The sequence below is a fragment of the Xanthomonas sp. NCPPB 2864 genome (assembly GCF_056675615.1).
The window spans coordinates 181,360-198,745 of record NZ_JBWWVS010000008.1 but is presented as its reverse complement, the minus strand read 5'-3'; the positions used below and the strand labels follow the sequence as shown (position 1 = coordinate 198,745).

Sequence of the window (17,386 nt, the reverse complement as noted above, 5' to 3'; positions counted from 1 at the left end):
GCTTTTCATCTTCGTCAACCCCTCGTGAAGAGGAAGTTGCCGTCGCTGCACTTCAATCCGCCGTAGCGTCTTTCCGTGTAGCGAGCCGCCCATCATAGCCGGCTTTTCCGTTTCGTCAACACCCTAAATCAGGGAATTTTCGAACCCTTTCCGCTCTGGTTCCGCGTTTGCGGGTCCGTTGCGTCGGGGGAGGCGAACTATAGGCCCAAGCGGAGCATTTGGGAAGGGTTTTGTGAAAAAAATTTCACGACGCTCTTCTCTGCTGCAACGGCACGCCCTTGTGGTGCGTTATGGCAAGCCGCCGATCCGACTCAGGCGTTACGCCCCTCTCTATATAGAGGTCACCGCACAGCGGGGTTGCCGCTATGCAGCAACCCCGCGGCAGCTCAGCCGCCGACCAGCGCCACACGGGCGAAATTGCGTTTACCTACCTGGATGACACCTTCGAAACCTGGCCCGAACTGGCGTGCCGGATCTTCGACCACTTCGCCATCGACCTTGACCGCTCGCTCCTTGAGCTTGCGCGTAGCTTCCGAATTACTTGGCGTCAGGCCGGCTGCAGTAAGCAGGCTTGCGATCCGCAGACCTTCGGCCGGTACAGCGACCTCCTGCAGCGGCAACAGACTGGTGTCGCCCTGCCCTGTCACTACCGCGTGCCAACCGGCAATGGCCTGCTCTGCGGTGGCAGCGTCGTGGAAACGTGCGGTGAGTTCGCGTGCCAGCCGCAATTTGACCTCACGCGGGTGCAGTTCACCCGAGGCGACCTGCGCCTTCAGGCGCTCTGCTTCCGCCACGCTGATGTCGAAAGACAGCAGATCGATCCAGCGCCAGGTCAGCTCGTCGCCGATCTTCATGGTCTTGGTGACGATGTCGATGGCCGGCTCGTTGATACCGATGTAGTTGCCCAGCGACTTGGACATCTTGGCCACGCCGTCCAGGCCTTCCAGCAGCGGCATCGTCAGCACGACCTGCGGGGCCTGGCCGTAGTGCTCCTGCAGGCCACGGCCCATCAGCAGGTTGAACTTCTGGTCGGTACCGCCCAGTTCGACGTCCGCCTTCAGGGCGACCGAGTCGTAGCCCTGCACCAGCGGATACAGGAATTCGTGGATGGCGATCGGCTGCTGGCCAGTGAAGCGCTTGGCGAAGTCGTCGCGCTCGAGCATGCGTGCCACCGTGTGCTGCGCGGACAGCTTGATCATGTCCGCCGCGCTCATCTGGCCGAACCACTCGGAGTTGAAGCGCACCTCGGTGCGTTCGCGGTCCAGGATCTTGAAGACCTGCTCCTCATAGGTACGCGCATTGGCCAGCACATCGTCGCGGCTCAGCGGCTTGCGGGTGACGTTCTTGCCGCTCGGGTCGCCGATCATGCCGGTGAAGTCACCGATCAGGAAGATCACCTGGTGCCCGAGCTGCTGGAACTGCCGCATCTTGTTGAGCAACACGGTGTGGCCCAGATGCAGATCCGGCGCGGTGGGATCGAAACCGGCCTTGACCCGCAGGGGCACACCTGATTTCAGTCGCGCTTCGAGCTGATCGAGCTTGAGGATCTCCTCGGTGCCGCGACCGATGAGTGCGAGGGATTCTTCGATAGTGGCCAACCACAGACTCCAGCGGCGTTTGCCGTCAACAACGTGAACGATGTTAAACGCGGGTTAATTCCGCGCCAAATGAAAATGTTGAACAGGCTCAATGGTTTGACGCGCTGTTACAGGCTGTCTATGGTACCGGCGATTGGGCTCGCACTTCGAGCCAGCGAGGAATTTGAACGATGCAGAATTCAGAGCAGGGCCGTGCACGCAAGCGGCGCTTTCACGAACGCCTCCACGTCCTCCACGACACTGCCCTGCATCGCAAGCTCAAGGCGCATCTCCCGGCGGCGTTCAACGACCGGTGGACACGCCGTCATTGGATCCATGCCAGCCTGTTCGCGACCATCGGTGCGCTGGTGGCCACGATCGTGCCGGGCTTCTCCAACGCCATCGATACCCCGCTGTCCAGCCATTCCACGCTGGCCTTGCCGCTGCCGCCGTTGGTGCCGAGCCGCAAGCAACTGGCGCCGAGCACCGATTGGGAAATTCTGCAGGTCAAGTCCGGGCAGACGCTGAGCACCTTGTTCGGCGAGCTGGGAATCCCGACCGCGGTGATGTACCAGGTACTGGCGCATCCGGGCACCAAGGAGGCGCTGACCAAGCTGCGTCCGGGCGCCGAGATTGCCTTCGATATGCCAACGCCGGGCGAGTTGCGCGCATTGCGCTTCGACCGCGACGACAGCCACCGCGTGGAGTTGCGTCTGCTGGGCGACAGCGTGCGCGAGAATGTCACCGAGCGGGCGACCACCACGCGCACGGTGGTGGCGAGCGGGGAAATCAGCAGCTCGCTGTACGCCTCGGCCGGCAAGTCGGGGTTGTCGCCGGCAGCGGTGGCGATCATGACCGACGAGATCTTCAAGTACGACATCGACTTCGACAAGGATCTGCAGCCGGGCGATCGTTTCAGCGTGGTGATGGACGAAACCTGGCGCGAGGGCGAGCGGATCAATACCGGCGACATCCTGGCAGCGACCTTTACCACCGGCGGCAAGACCTACACCGGCTTCCGCTTCGAGCGTGCCGGCAAGCCGGCCGAGTATTTCGACATCACCGGCCGGCCGTTGAAGAAGAGCTTCATCCGCATGCCGGTGGCCTACAGCCGCATCAGCTCGACCTTTGGCGCACGCAAGCATCCGGTGCTGGGCACCATGCGCATGCACAAGGGCGTGGACTACGCGGCAGCCTCGGGCACGCCGATCATGGCTGCCGGCGATGCGCGGGTGGTGTTCGTCGGCACCCAGCGCGGCTACGGCAATGTGGTGATCCTGGATCACGGCAGGAACTTCAGCACGCTGTACGGGCATATGTCGCGCTTCGGCAAGATCAAGGCCGGCCAGCGCATCAACCAGGGCACGGTGATTGGCTATGTCGGCATGACCGGCCTGGCGACCGGCCCGCACCTGCATTACGAATTCCGCGTTGCCGGGCAGCAGCGCAACCCGATGTCGGTGACCATGCCGCCGCCCGAGCCCTTGCAGGGTGCCGAGCTGGCCGCCTTCCGCGCGCAGACGGCGCCGGCGCTGGCGCGTATCGAAGGCATGGAGAAGTTGATCTACGCCGACGCCGGCAAGCCCGCCAAGGGCAAGCCGCGCGGTTGAGTGGCGGCGGCTGACTCCTCAGCCGCCGACATGGCCATCGCCGGTCGGATGGCTGCGGAGCGGTTCGCGAAGGAGCTGATAGCTCATGCAACGTTGCGGCCGGCACCGGATCGCTGCCAGCGTCCAGTGGAAACCATGATGCCGACGCGACAGTCGGCGCTGCCGCTGCAGCGCTGACTGTCGAGCGTAGAGCCGATTGGCCTCACCGCGAGGCATGCCGGGGCGGTTGACTCTCCCACCCCGGCTGCACAAGCTGCATGACCACTGTGCAACTGGCCCTGGCATGTCTGCTCCGGAACACCTGGAATCCCCGCTCTACCTGGGCCTGATGTCGGGCACCAGCGCCGACGGCATCGATGCCGCACTGGTGCGCTTTGCCGATGACAGCCATCGCCGCTGCGAACTGGTTGCCGGCACCACCGTGGCCTGGGAGCCGCAACTGCGCGAGACGCTGGTGATGCTGGGCCAGGGCGCCGACGTGATCGCCATCGATACGCTTGGACACCTGGATGCGCAGGTGGGGCTGGCGTTTGCGGCCGCGGCCAATCAACTGATCCGCGACAGCGGCATCGCGCGTGGGCGCGTTCGCGCGATCGGCTCGCATGGGCAGACCATTCGGCATCGCCCCAAGGCCGATCCGGCCTTTACCTGGCAGATCGGCGATGCCAGCCGGATTGCCGAGCACACCGGCATTACCACGGTGGCCGATTTCCGCCGTCGCGATGTGGCTGCCGGCGGTCAGGGCGCGCCGCTGATGCCGGCCTTTCATCTGGCCATGCTGGGCACGGGCGATGAAGACCGCGCGGTGCTCAATCTGGGCGGCATCGGTAACCTGACGCTGATCCCGCGCGATGGCGCGGTGCTGGGCTTCGATACCGGGCCGGCCAATGCATTGCTGGACAGCTGGTGCCAGCAGCATCGCGGCACGGCGTTCGATGCCGACGGTGCGTTCGCCGCCAGCGGGCGCGTCGATACCCCACTGCTGCAGGCGTTGCTGGCCGACCCTTGGTTTGCGCTGGCGCCGCCCAAGAGCACCGGGCGCGAGCAGTTCCATCTGGACTGGGCGATGCAGGCGATGCGGTCGCTGGGAGACGTGGCGCTGTCTGCGGCCGATGTGCAGGCGACCCTGCTCGAACTGACCGCGGCCAGTGTCGCCGACGCGTTGCTGCGGCTGCAGCCCGATACCCGCCGGGTGCTGGTGTGCGGTGGCGGGGTGCGCAATCCGGTATTGATGGCACGACTGGCGGCGCGACTGCCGGGCGTGGTGGTGGAATCCAGCGCGCGGCATGGGCTGGATCCGGACTATCTAGAGGCGATGGGGTTCGCATGGTTGGCCGCGGAGCTGCTCGCAGGCCGGGCCGCCAATCTGGCGTCGGTGACCGGGGCGGCCGGGCCGCGGTTGCTGGGGGCGATCCATCCGGCGTGACAGGACTGGATCAGTTGCGAGCGCCCGCAGTCGCAACATCCTCGCGCCGGATGGATTCGCACGCGAGGCAGCGCTGGCTGACCGTTTGCAGCTACGGACTATTCCCCGCCGGCAGCGCCTTGAGCGCGGCAATCGCTTCGGCCAGGGCATCGACTTCCGGGTGTTGCAGGCCGCCGGTGACTTCGTATTCGCTGGCGAACAGGCCCTGTTCGAGCAGATGCATCACGGTCTGATGCTGGGTCCAGCCGCGAGCGACGGAGATGCGACGAATCCTGTCCACCAGCAATGGATCGATGTCCCGCAACACCAGATCGGTCATGCCCTGCCTCGTGCACTGCGCTGCCCCGCCTGCATCATCGGCAACCTGGGCGGCCGTTTCAATCCGGGCGCCCATCGCGGGCATCCAGCCGCGGCCACAGCCAGGCGAGCAGGGCCAGCGTGGGAACCACGGTCAGGGCGCTGAGGATGAAGAAGGTGCTGTAGGAGGTGGCCTCGACCAGGAACCCGGACACACCGCCGGCGAATTTACCCGGCAAATTGGCCAGCGACACCAGCAAGGCGTACTGGGTGGCGGTGAAATTGCGATTTGTCAGCGATGACATGAAGGCCACCAGCACGGTGCCGGCGAACCCCTGGAACAGATTGTCGGCACTGAGTGCGGCGTAGAACGCCCACAATTTGCCAGGGTTCTGCGCCATCAACAAAAACGCCAGGTTGGACAGCGCCACGCCCAGGGCGGCCACCAGCAGCATGCGACGGAAGCCGAACGCAGCCACCGCCGCACCGCCGGCGAACGCGCCGACGATGCCCATCCACACGCCGAACAGCTTGGACACTGTGGCGATGTCGGCCTTGGTGTAGCCCGAATCCAGATAGAACGGCCCGGCCATCACGCCGATCACCTGATCCGGGAATTTGAACAGGCCGACAAATGCCAGCAGGACGATACCCAGCGCCAGCCCATTGCTGGAGAAGAAACTGGAAATGGGCTGCCAGAATGCGCCGGCTACGTCGATGCGACGCACCACCGTGACCAGCGGCCGGTCCGGCTCGCGGCATACCAGGGTGGTGATGATCGGCAGCAGCATCAGCGCCGACATGGCCAGGTACGCCGAAGTCCAGTTGAGGTATTCGGCCAGATACAGCGCCCCGGCGCCACCGAGGATCAGGCCGATCCGATAGCCCAGGGTGTAAGTCGCCGCCAAGGCGGCCTGCGCGGTATCTGGAGCAATTTCGATGCGGTAGGCATCCACCACCGAATCCTGCGTGGCGCCCCAGAACGAGGCGAACAGCACCCAGGCGACCAGGCCGGTGACACTCATGTCCGGGCGCGAAAACGCCAGTGCGAACAGGCCGGCAGTGACGCCGAGTTGCGAGACCAGCAGCCAGGAACGCCGGCGGCCCAGAAACGCGATGATCGGGAACGCATAGCGGTCGATCAGCGGAGCCCACAGGAACTTGAGCAGGTAGAAGAAGCTGGCCAGGCTGATCAGACCGATGCTGCCCAGATCCAGCCCGACGTCGCGCAGCCGGGTGGACAGGGTCTGCGAGGCGATCAACAGAAACGGCAGACCGCTGCCGAAACCCAGCAGTGCCATGGTTGCCGCCGATGGCGTGGCGAAGGCCTGCCGGATGCCGCGCAGTCCTTTGTAGTTGGGTACAGGCTTAGTCATGCGCGTGGCCGCTGGGAACGGGTGCTGATTGTTGCCGGGCGGGCAGTATCGCTGGCCGCTGCACGGATTGACCTGCCGGAAAGGCATGATTGGCTCCATGAAGGATCAATCACCATCAGGCTGCGGCCAGGCACAGCCTGCACGCACTCGACGTTGATCTGCATGGGGTGGCTAGAAGCACACCGCTGGGGGGCCTGGCCAACCGTTCCCATGCTCGTCGCTGCCAGCCGCGCGCCCTCACTCACTCCGCGTAATCCACGATGTACGGCGCGTGGTCGGAGAAGCGCTGCTCGCGGTAGATGGAGCAGGCCTTCACCTTGTCGCGCAGGCCGGGGGTGACCAGTTGGTAGTCGATGCGCCAACCGACGTTGTTGGTGCGCGCTGCGCCGCGGTTGCTCCACCAGGTGTAGTCCTGGCCCTGGGGATGCAGCACGCGGTAGGTGTCGACCCAGCCGCGGCCGCTGGCGGCGCTGGCGTCTTCCAGCGCATCGGCGCACAGGCCGTTGAGCCAGTCGCGCTCGGGCGGCAGGCAGCCGGAATTCTTCTGGTTGGACTTCCAGTTCTTGATGTCCAGCGCCGAGCGCACGATGTTCCAGTCGCCGCACAGCACGTACTGCCGGCCGCTGGCCAGCCACTGCTCCAGGATCGGCCGCAGCCATTCCATCACCTGGAACTTGTAGCCCTGGCGCAACTCGCCCGAGGAGCCGGACGGGATATAGAAGGACACCACGCTGAGGTTGCCGAAGCGCGCTTCGACATAGCGGCCTTCTTCGTCGAACTCGGGCCAGCCCAGCGCAGTGCGCACTTCATCGGGCTCGTGCCTGCTGTAGATGGCCACGCCGCTGTAGCCCTTCTTGGTGCTGGCGTCGCGGAACCAGGCCTTGTAGCCGCTGGGCAGGAACTTGGGACCGGCCAGCTGATGCTCCTGGGCCTTGGTCTCCTGCACGCACAGCACGTCGGCGTCCTGGTCGGCGAACCACTCGAAGAAACCCTTGGTGACGGCCGAGCGCAGGCCGTTGGCGTTGAAACTGATGATGCGCATGAATGAAGAGCCGGGATTCGGGAATGGGGATTGGAGATTCGGGAAAGCGTACCGCATCAGCGGATGCCGCAAGGCGCGACCGGCTATGCTTTCCAATCCCGAATCCCCATTCCCCAATCTCGTCACCATGACCGACCACCGCACCCGTTTCCTGCAGCTGGCCCTGGGCGCCGATGCCCTGCGCTTTGGCGAGTTCACGCTCAAGTCCGGGCGGCTCAGCCCGTATTTCTTCAATGCCGGGCGCTTCGATTCGGGCGCCAAGACTGCGCAGCTGGCGCAGTGCTATGCCGATGCGATCGACGCGGCCGGGGTGGAGTTCGACCTGTTGTTCGGGCCGGCCTACAAGGGCATCCCGCTGGCGACCGCACTGGCCTGCGCCTATGCCGGACGCGGGCGCGACCTGCCGCTGGCGTTCAACCGCAAGGAAGCCAAGGACCATGGCGAGGGCGGCAGCCTGATCGGTGCGCCGCTTGAGGGCCGCAAGGTGTTGATCGTCGACGACGTGATCACCGCCGGCACCGCGATCCGCGAGGCGCTGGGCATCATCCGTGGCGCCGGCGGCATTCCGTCCGGGATCGTGGTGGCGCTGGACCGGCAGGAGATCGCCTCCGAGCAGGATCGCCGCTCGGCTGCGCAGGCGGTGGCGGCCGAGGCCGGCATCCCGGTGATCGCGGTGGCCAACCTGGGCGACCTGCTTGCTTTTGCGGCAGGAAACGCCGACCTTGTGGGCTTCCGGGAACCGCTGCTGGCCTATCGTGGCCGCTACGGCACCGACACCACAGGCTGACGGCAGGCGACAGGGGGCTGCGATGATGCCGAGACACACCCGTTTGGCGTTACTCGCCGCCGTTGCGGCAGCCGTGGCCGCCGCGCCTGCCATCGCGCAGGACAAGCCGGCCGCGAAGAAGCTGTATTGCTGGAACCAGAACGGCGCCCGGGTGTGCAGCGATACGCTGCCGCCGGAGGCGGTCAATCAGGCGCGTGACGAATTCAACGCCAAGAGCGGCCTGCGCAGCGCCGAGGTGCAGCGCGCCATGAACAGCGACGAGCGCGCCGCAGCAGCCGCCAGCGAGCAGCAACGCCAGGCCGACCTGGCCGCCGAGCAGATGCGCCAACGCACCGACCAGGCGATGTTGATGTCCTACCAGAGCGAAGACGACCTGCGCCGGGTCTTCAACGAGCGCATCGCCATCGTCGACAACAACATCCACACCGCGCGTTTCAACGTGACCAGCCTGCGCGAAGGGCTGGCCAGCATGCTGCGCAGCGCCGGCGACCGCGAACTGGCCGGCCAGGCGGTGGCCGACAAGCTGGCCGCCGACATTCAGCAACGCCATCGCGAGCTGATGGCGCAATTGCGTCTGCAGACCAGCTTCGAGCAGCAACGGGTAGCGCTGGACGGCGAGATCGCCGACATCCTGCAGCGCTACCGGGCGATGAAGGAGCCGCCGGCCGGCGCCGCGCCCACCGGCTGACCGGCGCAGCCGTCATTCCCGCCCGTGCAGCGCACTGCCGCGGGCGGCATTTCCCGATCCGACGCCCTGCCCGCATAATGGCCGGTCTTACTCCCTGCCCACGAGGCTCTCCCGCATGGCCCGGATCATCGCCATTGCCAACCAGAAAGGCGGCGTCGGCAAGACCACGACCGCGGTCAATCTGGCGGCCGGCCTGGCGCGCGCGCCCAAGCGTGTGTTGCTGGTGGATCTGGACTCGCAGGGCAACGCGACCATGGGCAGCGGCATCGACAAGCGTGATGTGGCCGCCTCGACCTGCGACCTGTTGCTGGGCGAAAACACCGCCGCCGAAATCCGCGTCACCGCGCCGGAAGGCTTCGACCTGCTGCCGGGCAACATCGACCTGACCGCGGCCGAGATCCAGCTGATGGATCAGGGCGAGCGCGAGCAGCGGCTCAAGCGCGCCCTGGCACCGATCCGCGACGAGTACGACTTCATCCTGATCGACTGCCCGCCGGCGTTGTCGCTGCTGACGCTCAATGCCTTGACCGCGGCCGATTCGATCATCGTGCCGATGCAGTGCGAGTACTACGCGCTGGAAGGACTGACCGCGCTGCTGGAAACCGTCGAGGCGTTGCGCACCAATCTCAATCCGGCGCTGGAAATCGAAGGCGTGCTGCGCACGATGTTCGACATCCGCAACAACCTGGCCAATGCGGTGTCGGCAGAGCTGACCGAGCATTTCGGCGACAAGGTGTTCCGCACCATCGTGCCGCGCAACGTGCGCCTGGCCGAAGCACCCAGCCATGGCCAGAGCATCGTCGGTTACGACCGCACCTCGCGCGGTGGCGTGGCCTACCTGGGGCTGGCCGGCGAAATCGTGCGCCGCCAGAACGACCGCAACAAGGCCTACCGGCCCGTGGAGACCGTCTGATGAACAAGCCGATCCCCGCAAAGAAGCGCGGCCTGGGCCGTGGCCTGGAAGCGCTGCTGGGGCCGAAGGGCGCGGCCGCCGCCGCGGCGCCGAGCGTGGCCAGCGAGGAGGCCTTGCAGCCGGGCGACAGCCTGCGCCGGTTGCCGGTCACCCAGTTGCAGCCGGGCAAGTACCAGCCGCGCAAGGAGATGGACGAGGTCAAGCTGGCCGAGCTGGCGGAGTCGATCAAGGCGCAGGGGGTGATCCAGCCGATCGTGGCGCGCGAGCTGGCACCGGGGCAGTTCGAGATCGTGGCCGGCGAACGTCGCTGGCGCGCCTCGCAGCTGGCCGGGCTGAGCGAAGTCCCGGTGGTGGTGCGCGAGCTGGACGACCGCACCGTTATCGCGATGGCGCTGATCGAGAACATCCAGCGCGAAGACCTCAACCCGCTGGAAGAAGCGCAGGCGCTGCAGCGCTTGATCGACGAATTTTCGCTGACCCACGCCGAGGCTGCCGGTGCGGTGGGCCGCTCGCGTGCGTCGGTGTCCAACCTGCTGCGGCTGCTGGAATTGCCGGTGGCGATCCGCGTGCTGCTGGAAACCCGCCGCCTGGAAATGGGCCATGCGCGGGCGCTGCTGACCCTGGCGCCGGAGCTGGCCAGCAAGCTGGCGCAGGAAGCGGCCGACCAGGGCTGGTCGGTGCGCGAGGTCGAACACCGTGCGCAGCAGTTCGCCGCCGGCAAGGTGCCCGGCGCATTGCGCAAGGGCAAGCCGGCCGCCGCTGCGCCGCAGGCCGATATCGCCTCGCTGGAAACCGAACTGTCCGAATCGCTGGGCACCAAGGTGGTGTTCAACCACGGCCGCGGCGGCAAGGGCAAGCTGGTGATCCACTACACCGACCTGGACACGCTGGACGGCGTGCTCGAACGCCTGCGCCTGCAGCGCAGCTGAGCCTGTGCACCCGCACCAGGAGCATCCCCGGCAATGAATCCCGCCAAGGTCGATCGCAAGCACCTGCTGCATCTGACCGACCTGCCGAACGTGGGGCCGGCCTGCGAAAAGGATCTGCAGCGGATCGGCATCCGGGTTGCCGCGCAGTTGCGCGGTCGCGATGCCTACGACATGTATGCGCAGCTGTGTCTGTGCACCGGCGTGCTGCACGACCCCTGCGTGATCGACGTGTTCCTGTCGATCACGCGCTTCATGCAAGGCGAGGCGCCACGGCCGTGGTGGGCGTTCAGCGCCGAACGCAAGGCAACCCTGGCCAGCGAAGCACCGCTCAGTCTGGGGTGAGTGCGCGCATGCGATCAGGTGCGGCCATCAACCGGAGCAACCCATGAGCACTGAAGACGACCAGATCAGCCCCGGCGGCAGCACGCTGATGCTGCACGCGCAGGAAAAGGCATTCGAGCCGGCACACGGCGGCGACTGCATCGAGCAGATCAGCGCACATATCGAGCAGCACCTGGGGCCGATCTCGGCAGTGCTGCACGAAATCATCTCCGACGCCGTGCATCTGGACGTGCATGTGGTGCCCGCCACCGCGGATGTCCCGTACCTGCGGCTGGTGACCTCGGGCATGAGCGACCGGCCGATGACCCTGCCCGAGGGCGTGGAAGCGCCGCAGTACATGGAGCTGATGCTGAGCCTGCCCGCCGATTGGCCGATGGACCAGCGCGACTTCGAAGACCCGCGCCACTACTGGCCGGTCCGCCTGCTCAAGACCCTGGCCCGGCTGCCGCACAAGTTCGAGACCTGGCTGGGCTTTGGCCACACCATTCCCAATGGTCATCCGGCCGAACCCTACGCACCCGGCGTGCGTTTCGACGGCGCCATCGTGCTACCGCCGGTGAGCACGCCCGAGGGATTTGCGCGCCTGGCCATCGATGCCGACAAGACCATCGTGTTCATGACGGTGGTGCCGCTGTATCCGGAGGAGATGGCGCTGAAACTGAAGGACGGCAGCGATGCGCTGCTGGATCGCTTCGATGCCAAGGGGATTGGGGACATCATTGCGCTCGATCGCGTCAACGTCGCCAAAAAGCGCTTCGGGCTGTTCTGAGCGCCACCTGCCCGCCCGCTTCCGATATCTCCAGGACCACTGCAATGACCATTCTCGTCACCGGCGCCGCCGGTTTCATCGGGGCCTACACCTGCCGCGCGCTGGCTGCGCGCGGTGAGTCGGTGGTGGGCCTGGACAACTACAACAGCTACTACGACCCGCAGCTCAAGCGCGACCGGGTGGCGGCGCTGTGCCCGGGCATCGACATCCGCACGCTGGACCTGACCGACCGCGACGGCCTGGCCGCGTTGTTCGACCAGATCCGACCCACACGCGTGGTGCATCTGGCCGCGCAGGCGGGGGTGCGTTACTCGCTGGAAAACCCGTCCGCCTACGTCGACAGCAACCTGGTCGGCTTCGTCAACATGCTCGAACTGTGCCGGCATCGGGGCGTGCAGCACCTGGTGTATGCCTCGAGCAGTTCGGTGTACGGCGACTCGGCCACCCCGCCGTTTTCCGAAGACCAGCGCGTGGACCAGCCGCGCTCGCTGTATGCGGCGACCAAGGCCGCCAACGAATTGATGGGCTATACCTATGCGCAGCTGTACGGCCTGCGCGCAACCGGGCTGCGGTTCTTCACCGTGTACGGGCCGTGGGGCCGGCCGGACATGGCGCCGCTGATCTTCAGCCGCGCGGTGCTGGCGGGGCGGCCGATCGAGGTGTTCAACCACGGCAGGATGCAGCGCGACTTCACCTTCGTCGACGACATCGTGGCCGGCGTGCTGGGCGCGCTGGACACGCCCAGCAGCGAGCCAGTGCCGCACCGGGTGTTCAACCTGGGCAACCACACCCCGGTGGAGCTGGAATACTTCATCGACGTGATCGCCCAGGCCGCCGGGCGCCCGGCCGAGAAGGTCTACCGGCCAATGCAGCCGGGCGACATGATCCGCACCATGGCCGATACGCAGCGCGCGCACGCCGCCTTCGGCTTCGAGCCGGCCACCCCGGTCGAGCACGGCCTGCCGCAGGTGGTGGACTGGTGCCGCAGTTATTTCGGCGAGCGCGCCTAGGGCACAGGTTCGCTTCATGCCTGACTCAGACAGTCAGGGCACAATGCGCGATCTTTTTCGCTCAGCCTTCATCTGGCACCACGAATCCATGAGCCAACCCCAGCTTTCCGTCGTCGTCCCGGTGTTCAACGAGCGCGACAACGTCGCCGCCCTGGTCGGCGAAATCGTCGCCGCCTTGCGCGGGCTGGTGGCGTTCGAGATCGTCTATGTCGACGACCACTCGCGCGACGACACCCTAGCGGTGCTGCAAGGCCTGAAGACCACCACGCCGGAACTGCGCGTGTTGCATCACGTGACCCAGAGCGGCCAGAGCACGGCGGTGCGCAATGGCGTCAAGGCCGCGCGTGCGAGCTGGATCGCCACGCTCGACGGCGACGGCCAGAACGACCCAGCCGACATTCCCAAGCTGCTGACCGCCCGCGCCAGTGCCGAGCCGCAGGTGAAGCTGTTCGCCGGCTGGCGGGTCAACCGCCAGGATTCGGGGTCCAAGCGCTGGGCCAGCAAGTGGGCCAACGCGATCCGTTCGCGCATGCTGCACGACAACACCCCCGATACCGGCTGTGGCATCAAGCTGTTCGAGCGCGAGGCGTTCCTGGACCTGCCCTACTTCGATCATATGCACCGCTATCTGCCGGCATTGATGCAGCGTGCCGGCTGGCGCACGGTGAGCGTACCCGTGCATCACCGCCATCGCACCGCCGGCGTGTCCAAGTACAACAACCTCAATCGCGCGCTGGTCGGCATCCGCGACCTGCGCGGCGTGGCCTGGTTGATCACCCGCAGCAAGCGCACCGTGGTGCAGGAGCGCTGATGGAACTGCATTGGCTGGATCAACCGCTGACCTGGCTGTACTGGACCGGGCTGCATGTCACCGGCTGGAAGCTGATCGGCTATGTGGGCGCACTGATGTTCGGCGGCCGCTGGCTGGTGCAATTCGTCGCTTCCAAGCGCGCCGGCAAGCCGGTGATCCCGCGCATGTTCTGGTACATGAGCGTGGTCGGCAGCCTGATGACGCTGAGCTACTTCGTGTTCTCGGCCAAGCAGGATTCGGTGGGCGTGCTGCAGAACCTGTTCCCGGCGTTCACCGCGTTCTACAGCCTGTATCTGGATGTGAAGCATCGCGGCTGGAGGCGGGATCGGGCGGTGCATTGAGCGGGGAGTGGGGAGTGGGGAGTGGGGATTCGTAAGTGCGGCACTCCCGCTCCACGTTTCCGGGCTTTGAGGCGATGCTGGTTGCGTAGCTGAGCTGATTGAGCGTGCCGCATTGACTCTATTTTCGGTGGATAACGTCAGGGGCTCGCTAGCTGGGGTCAACGCGTTTTTTCGTACGTCGCGATGCGCTGGTTACCGACCTGGAATGAGGCGCGTGGCCGATGCCGCGGCTGTTTGCTCATCGGCATGCTGTGCCTATGTCCAGCGCGCTCCTCCATCGTCCGTTGTCCGGGTCGGCGCCGCTTGCGGCGCATTGGCACCTGCGGCTGGACACGCATCAGCAGGTGCCGTTGTTTGCCGACTGGCGTTGCGCGCGGGCGGCAGCGGCCAATCTTGCGGCGGCCGGTCATTGGCAGGGTGCGCAGTTGCTGTGCTGGGTGCTGCTGCCGGACAGTTGGTGTGCGCTGTTGCAGGCGCCGGGCAAGGCTGCGCTGCTGCAACTGGCTGCGGTCGCACGACAGGCGGCTGCCGAGGCGGTCAATCGCGCGCGCGGCCGTGGTGGGACGGTGTGGCAGCAGCAGATGCAGGCGTCGGCGCTTGCGCCGACTGAGGACCACCGACAGTTCGCGCGCGCGCTGGTGGCGTTGCCATTACGCGCAGGGCTGGCTGCGCAGATCGGCGGGTATCCGTACTGGGATGCGGTCTGGCTGTTGCACGGCCACGCTGCACACGGCGCCGCGATTGCAGCGCCGGATGATCGCGCACGCATGCCGGGTCCGGGAGGCAGGTGACCGTGATCGCGTGCATTCGTCTGGCTTGAGCCGGAAAGATTGACCCGCGTCTTCGCCTGTCAGCCTTGCGGGATATCTGTGCGAGCGATGTCTGCTCGATCAACATTTGACGTCCAGCGGCGCCTGCTCGATCAACGTCTGACGTCGAGCGGCGTTTGTTCGGTCGACGTCTGACGTCGACCGCCTACGCCTGTCGGAGCGGGCTGCGCGCTGCGGTGATCGCCTGCATCTGCCTGCGCCGAGCACGGTGTGGTCGGCAGCTGTGGCGACGCGACCTGCCCTGGCGGTAAGCCGGCAGGGCAGTCGCCCGGGACGTACCGACCGGTCAAAATTCCAGTGGATGATCCGGCAGCAGGGCCTGCAACTGGCTGCGGAACAATCCGCGAATCCGCTGCAGTGCGTCTTCGGTATCGGCCTCGAAGCGCAGCACCAGGATCGGCGTGGTGTTGGAGGCACGCACCAGGCCCCAGCCGTCGGCGAAGTCCGCACGCAGCCCGTCGATCGTCGACAGCCGCGCCGATTCGAACGGCGATTCCTCGCCAGCCTGCGTACGCTCGACCAAGCGCGCGACCAGTGCGTGCGCATCGCCGTCCACCGGCACCTTGATTTCCGGCGTGGACACGCTTTCGGGCAGGGCGTCCAACACCTCCGACGGGGTTTCCTCGCGCTGGGCCAGGATTTCCAGCAGGCGTGCGGCCGCATAGATGCCGTCGTCGAAGCCGTACCAGCGCTCCTTGAAGAAGAAGTGCCCGCTCATCTCGCCGGCCAGTTCGGCGTCGGTCTCGCGCATCTTGGCCTTGATCAGCGAGTGCCCGGTCTTCCACATCAACGGGCTGCCGCCGTTGCGCAGCACGTGATCGGACAACTTGCCGGTGCACTTGACGTCGTAGATCACCAGCGCGCCGGGATTGCGCTGCAGCACATCGGCGGCGAACAGCATCAGCAGACGGTCCGGGAACACCATGGCACCTTGCTTGGTGACCACGCCCAGACGATCGGCATCGCCATCGAAGGCCACGCCGATATCGGCATCGAAGCGCTGCACCATCTTCACCAGGTCGTCGAGGTTGTGCGGCTCGCTCGGGTCGGGATGATGATTGGGGAAGGTGCCGTCGATCTCGCAGTACAGCGGGATGACCTCGGCGCCGATCGCTTCCAGCAGGCGCGGCGCGATATCGCCGGCCACGCCGTTGCCGGCATCCACCACCACCTTGATCGGGCGGTCCAGCTGCACGTCGTCGGCGATGCGCTGGATGTAGGCGTCACTGATGTCGCGCTGTTCCAGATCGCCAGGCGTTGCCGCGGTATGCAGGCGGCCTTCGTTGATGCGCTGGTGCAGTTCGGCGATCGCCGCCCCGGACAGGGTCTCGCCACCGATCACGATCTTGAAGCCGTTGTAGTCGGGCGGATTGTGGCTGCCGGTGACCGCCACGCAGCTGCCGGCGCGTAGTTCGTAGGCGCCGAAGTACACCACCGGGGTGGGCGCCAGGCCGATGTCGATCACCTGGCAGCCGGCGCGGCGCAGGCCGTCGATCAGGCCATTGGCGAGCTCCGGGCCCGACAGCCGCCCATCGCGGCCGACCACTACCTCACGCAGGCCCTGCGCCTGCATCACGCTGCCGATGGCCTGGCCGATCAACGCGGCGACGCCGGGATTGAGATCCTTGCCGACCACGCCACGGATGTCGTAGGCGCGGAACATCTCGCTGGCGACCTGCACGGCCGGCACCAGCGCCGGCGGCGCGGGCGGCGCATCTGTCTCCAGCGGGCGCGCCTGGCTGGCGAGGCTGGCGTCGTGCTGCAGGCTCTGGCTGAAGGTGGGTTCGTCGGCGGTCGGCTCGCCGGACACGCGGCGACGCGGCAAGGCGACGCGGCCACGGCTGGCCAGCACCAACAGCACAGCGATGACGAGCAGCAGCGCGGCCACGATCGCACAGCCCACGGCGCCCAGACCCAGCGGGCCGTCATCGCGCTGCGGCACCGCGGCGGCCACGCGCAGGCCGCTGTTACCCAGTGGCCTGGCCAGGGTTTCGGCAGCATCGGCCAGCACCAGATCGCCCTGCTGGGCAACGTTGTAGCTGCCCTGGCGCAAGGCCAGGTACGCACTGCCGGGCACTGCGATCGCATCCAGCGGGCCGGTCAGACGCAACAACGGCAGCCGCGCATACGCCACCGCCGGCTGCGCGCCCAGGCGCACCGCTGCCGCCACGCCGAGACGGACCTGCTTGGCATCGCGCACCACGTGCACCTGCGCACGCTCGGCCACCAGTGCCGACTCGAGCAGGCTCAGCCGCGCGTAGCCGAAGTCCTTGGGATTGTCGTAGGCGGCGGTGAGGTCGCCGGACAGGACCTGCACATCCTCGGCGCCCTTGAAGCGCTCGCGGATGCTCGAAGCAGCCGCAAGCGCGTCGCCATTGGCCAACGCGGCGATGACCTGCGGTTGCTTGAGCACGGCGTCGAGCTGGCTGGCCTGCTGGGCCATGGCCCGGCTGATGTCCTGCACGGCGCGGTCGCGCGCCTGTTCCAGCTCCTGCGCAACCGCATCCTGGCGCCATTGCGCATAGCTGCTCCAGCCGAACCAGGCAGCCAGCAGCACCAACACCCCCCCTAACACCGGACCACTCGTACGCACGCTGGACATCGACTGCCTGCGCTCGTTCGCCTTGCTCATGTGACG

The 17,386-nt window shown here is 66.5% G+C and carries 17 protein-coding genes; 12 read left to right on the top strand and 5 right to left on the bottom strand.

Translation table 11 applies throughout. The annotated features are described in order from the left end of the window. Positions 1 to 386: 386 nt before the first annotated feature. The gene (tyrS, locus tag AC1KVE_RS16790) at positions 387 to 1,598 is read right to left on the bottom strand and encodes a tyrosine--tRNA ligase (RefSeq protein ID WP_102251050.1); all 1,212 of its coding nucleotides are present in this window, start codon (positions 1,596 to 1,598) and stop codon (positions 387 to 389) included. A gap of 170 nt (positions 1,599 to 1,768) precedes the next feature. Here tyrS and AC1KVE_RS16785 point away from each other — a divergent pair, with 170 nt between their 5' ends. Both AC1KVE_RS16785 and AC1KVE_RS16780 read left to right on the top strand, forming a co-directional pair. Continuing rightward, complete coding sequence (locus AC1KVE_RS16785) at positions 1,769 to 3,187, top strand: M23 family metallopeptidase (protein ID WP_102251049.1); 1,419 nt, start codon at positions 1,769 to 1,771, stop codon at positions 3,185 to 3,187. Between the two features lie 283 nt (positions 3,188 to 3,470). Beyond that, positions 3,471 to 4,613: an anhydro-N-acetylmuramic acid kinase gene (locus AC1KVE_RS16780; RefSeq protein WP_481092663.1), complete on the top strand. Its 1,143-nt coding sequence runs from the start codon at positions 3,471 to 3,473 to the stop codon at positions 4,611 to 4,613. Between the two features lie 91 nt (positions 4,614 to 4,704). Here AC1KVE_RS16780 and AC1KVE_RS16775 read toward each other — a convergent pair whose 3' ends face one another. The 3 genes from AC1KVE_RS16775 to AC1KVE_RS16765 form a co-directional block, all read right to left on the bottom strand. After that, complete coding sequence (locus AC1KVE_RS16775; protein WP_016901952.1) at positions 4,705 to 4,932, bottom strand: hypothetical protein; 228 nt, start codon at positions 4,930 to 4,932, stop codon at positions 4,705 to 4,707. A 58-nt stretch (positions 4,933 to 4,990) separates the two neighbouring features. Beyond that, positions 4,991 to 6,286 (bottom strand): AmpG family muropeptide MFS transporter, encoded by a 1,296-nt coding sequence (locus tag AC1KVE_RS16770; RefSeq protein ID WP_184458468.1) that lies wholly within the window; start codon positions 6,284 to 6,286, stop codon positions 4,991 to 4,993. Positions 6,287 to 6,527: 241 nt separating this feature from the next. Next, a complete protein-coding gene (locus AC1KVE_RS16765; protein WP_184458466.1) occupies positions 6,528 to 7,328 on the bottom strand; it encodes an exodeoxyribonuclease III in 801 nt (266 codons plus the stop codon). A gap of 127 nt (positions 7,329 to 7,455) precedes the next feature. Here AC1KVE_RS16765 and pyrE point away from each other — a divergent pair, with 127 nt between their 5' ends. The 10 genes from pyrE (at position 7,456) to AC1KVE_RS16715 (ending at position 14,709) form a co-directional block, all read left to right on the top strand. Next, positions 7,456 to 8,115 (top strand): orotate phosphoribosyltransferase, encoded by a 660-nt coding sequence (pyrE, locus tag AC1KVE_RS16760; protein ID WP_024940459.1) that lies wholly within the window; start codon positions 7,456 to 7,458, stop codon positions 8,113 to 8,115. A gap of 22 nt (positions 8,116 to 8,137) precedes the next feature. Beyond that, positions 8,138 to 8,803, top strand: coding sequence for a hypothetical protein (locus AC1KVE_RS16755; protein WP_100224744.1), 666 nt, complete (start codon positions 8,138 to 8,140; stop codon positions 8,801 to 8,803). A 115-nt stretch (positions 8,804 to 8,918) separates the two neighbouring features. Further along, positions 8,919 to 9,716 (top strand): ParA family protein, encoded by a 798-nt coding sequence (locus tag AC1KVE_RS16750; RefSeq protein ID WP_481092662.1) that lies wholly within the window; start codon positions 8,919 to 8,921, stop codon positions 9,714 to 9,716. Continuing rightward, on the top strand, positions 9,716 to 10,645 hold the full coding sequence (locus AC1KVE_RS16745; protein ID WP_024940457.1) for a ParB/RepB/Spo0J family partition protein: 930 nt from the start codon (positions 9,716 to 9,718) through the stop codon (positions 10,643 to 10,645). Before AC1KVE_RS16750 ends, AC1KVE_RS16745 begins: the two co-directional genes overlap by 1 nt. Before the next feature lie 33 nt (positions 10,646 to 10,678). After that, entirely contained in the window at positions 10,679 to 10,987 is a 309-nt protein-coding gene (locus AC1KVE_RS16740) for a helix-hairpin-helix domain-containing protein (RefSeq protein WP_024940456.1), read from the top strand. 43 nt (positions 10,988 to 11,030) lie between these two features. Next, complete coding sequence (locus AC1KVE_RS16735) at positions 11,031 to 11,756, top strand: suppressor of fused domain protein (protein ID WP_054591270.1); 726 nt, start codon at positions 11,031 to 11,033, stop codon at positions 11,754 to 11,756. Between the two features lie 44 nt (positions 11,757 to 11,800). Beyond that, a complete protein-coding gene (locus AC1KVE_RS16730; RefSeq protein WP_104577265.1) occupies positions 11,801 to 12,766 on the top strand; it encodes an SDR family NAD(P)-dependent oxidoreductase in 966 nt (321 codons plus the stop codon). Positions 12,767 to 12,854: 88 nt separating this feature from the next. Further along, the gene (locus tag AC1KVE_RS16725) at positions 12,855 to 13,577 is read left to right on the top strand and encodes a glycosyltransferase family 2 protein (RefSeq protein WP_024940453.1); all 723 of its coding nucleotides are present in this window, start codon (positions 12,855 to 12,857) and stop codon (positions 13,575 to 13,577) included. Continuing rightward, positions 13,577 to 13,918, top strand: a complete 342-nt coding sequence (locus AC1KVE_RS16720; protein WP_016901963.1) for a lipid-A-disaccharide synthase N-terminal domain-containing protein — start codon at positions 13,577 to 13,579, stop codon at positions 13,916 to 13,918. Before AC1KVE_RS16725 ends, AC1KVE_RS16720 begins: the two co-directional genes overlap by 1 nt. Before the next feature lie 257 nt (positions 13,919 to 14,175). After that, complete coding sequence (locus AC1KVE_RS16715) at positions 14,176 to 14,709, top strand: hypothetical protein (protein ID WP_435013045.1); 534 nt, start codon at positions 14,176 to 14,178, stop codon at positions 14,707 to 14,709. Positions 14,710 to 15,034: 325 nt separating this feature from the next. Here AC1KVE_RS16715 and AC1KVE_RS16710 read toward each other — a convergent pair whose 3' ends face one another. After that, on the bottom strand, positions 15,035 to 17,380 hold the full coding sequence (locus tag AC1KVE_RS16710; protein WP_481092661.1) for a phosphomannomutase/phosphoglucomutase: 2,346 nt from the start codon (positions 17,378 to 17,380) through the stop codon (positions 15,035 to 15,037). Positions 17,381 to 17,386 lie beyond the last annotated feature (6 nt).

Coding starts and splice junctions, on each gene's coding strand:
- AC1KVE_RS16785 (WP_102251049.1), top strand. CDS start 1,769: ATGCAGAATTCAGAGCAGGGCCGTGCACGCAAGCGGCGCTTTCACGAA.
- AC1KVE_RS16780 (WP_481092663.1), top strand. CDS start 3,471: ATGTCTGCTCCGGAACACCTGGAATCCCCGCTCTACCTGGGCCTGATG.
- AC1KVE_RS16775 (WP_016901952.1), bottom strand. CDS start 4,932: ATGACCGATCTGGTGTTGCGGGACATCGATCCATTGCTGGTGGACAGG.
- AC1KVE_RS16770 (WP_184458468.1), bottom strand. CDS start 6,286: ATGACTAAGCCTGTACCCAACTACAAAGGACTGCGCGGCATCCGGCAG.
- AC1KVE_RS16765 (WP_184458466.1), bottom strand. CDS start 7,328: ATGCGCATCATCAGTTTCAACGCCAACGGCCTGCGCTCGGCCGTCACC.
- pyrE (WP_024940459.1), top strand. CDS start 7,456: ATGACCGACCACCGCACCCGTTTCCTGCAGCTGGCCCTGGGCGCCGAT.
- AC1KVE_RS16755 (WP_100224744.1), top strand. CDS start 8,138: ATGATGCCGAGACACACCCGTTTGGCGTTACTCGCCGCCGTTGCGGCA.
- AC1KVE_RS16750 (WP_481092662.1), top strand. CDS start 8,919: ATGGCCCGGATCATCGCCATTGCCAACCAGAAAGGCGGCGTCGGCAAG.
- AC1KVE_RS16745 (WP_024940457.1), top strand. CDS start 9,716: ATGAACAAGCCGATCCCCGCAAAGAAGCGCGGCCTGGGCCGTGGCCTG.
- AC1KVE_RS16740 (WP_024940456.1), top strand. CDS start 10,679: ATGAATCCCGCCAAGGTCGATCGCAAGCACCTGCTGCATCTGACCGAC.
- AC1KVE_RS16735 (WP_054591270.1), top strand. CDS start 11,031: ATGAGCACTGAAGACGACCAGATCAGCCCCGGCGGCAGCACGCTGATG.
- AC1KVE_RS16730 (WP_104577265.1), top strand. CDS start 11,801: ATGACCATTCTCGTCACCGGCGCCGCCGGTTTCATCGGGGCCTACACC.
- AC1KVE_RS16725 (WP_024940453.1), top strand. CDS start 12,855: ATGAGCCAACCCCAGCTTTCCGTCGTCGTCCCGGTGTTCAACGAGCGC.
- AC1KVE_RS16720 (WP_016901963.1), top strand. CDS start 13,577: ATGGAACTGCATTGGCTGGATCAACCGCTGACCTGGCTGTACTGGACC.
- AC1KVE_RS16715 (WP_435013045.1), top strand. CDS start 14,176: ATGTCCAGCGCGCTCCTCCATCGTCCGTTGTCCGGGTCGGCGCCGCTT.
- AC1KVE_RS16710 (WP_481092661.1), bottom strand. CDS start 17,380: ATGAGCAAGGCGAACGAGCGCAGGCAGTCGATGTCCAGCGTGCGTACG.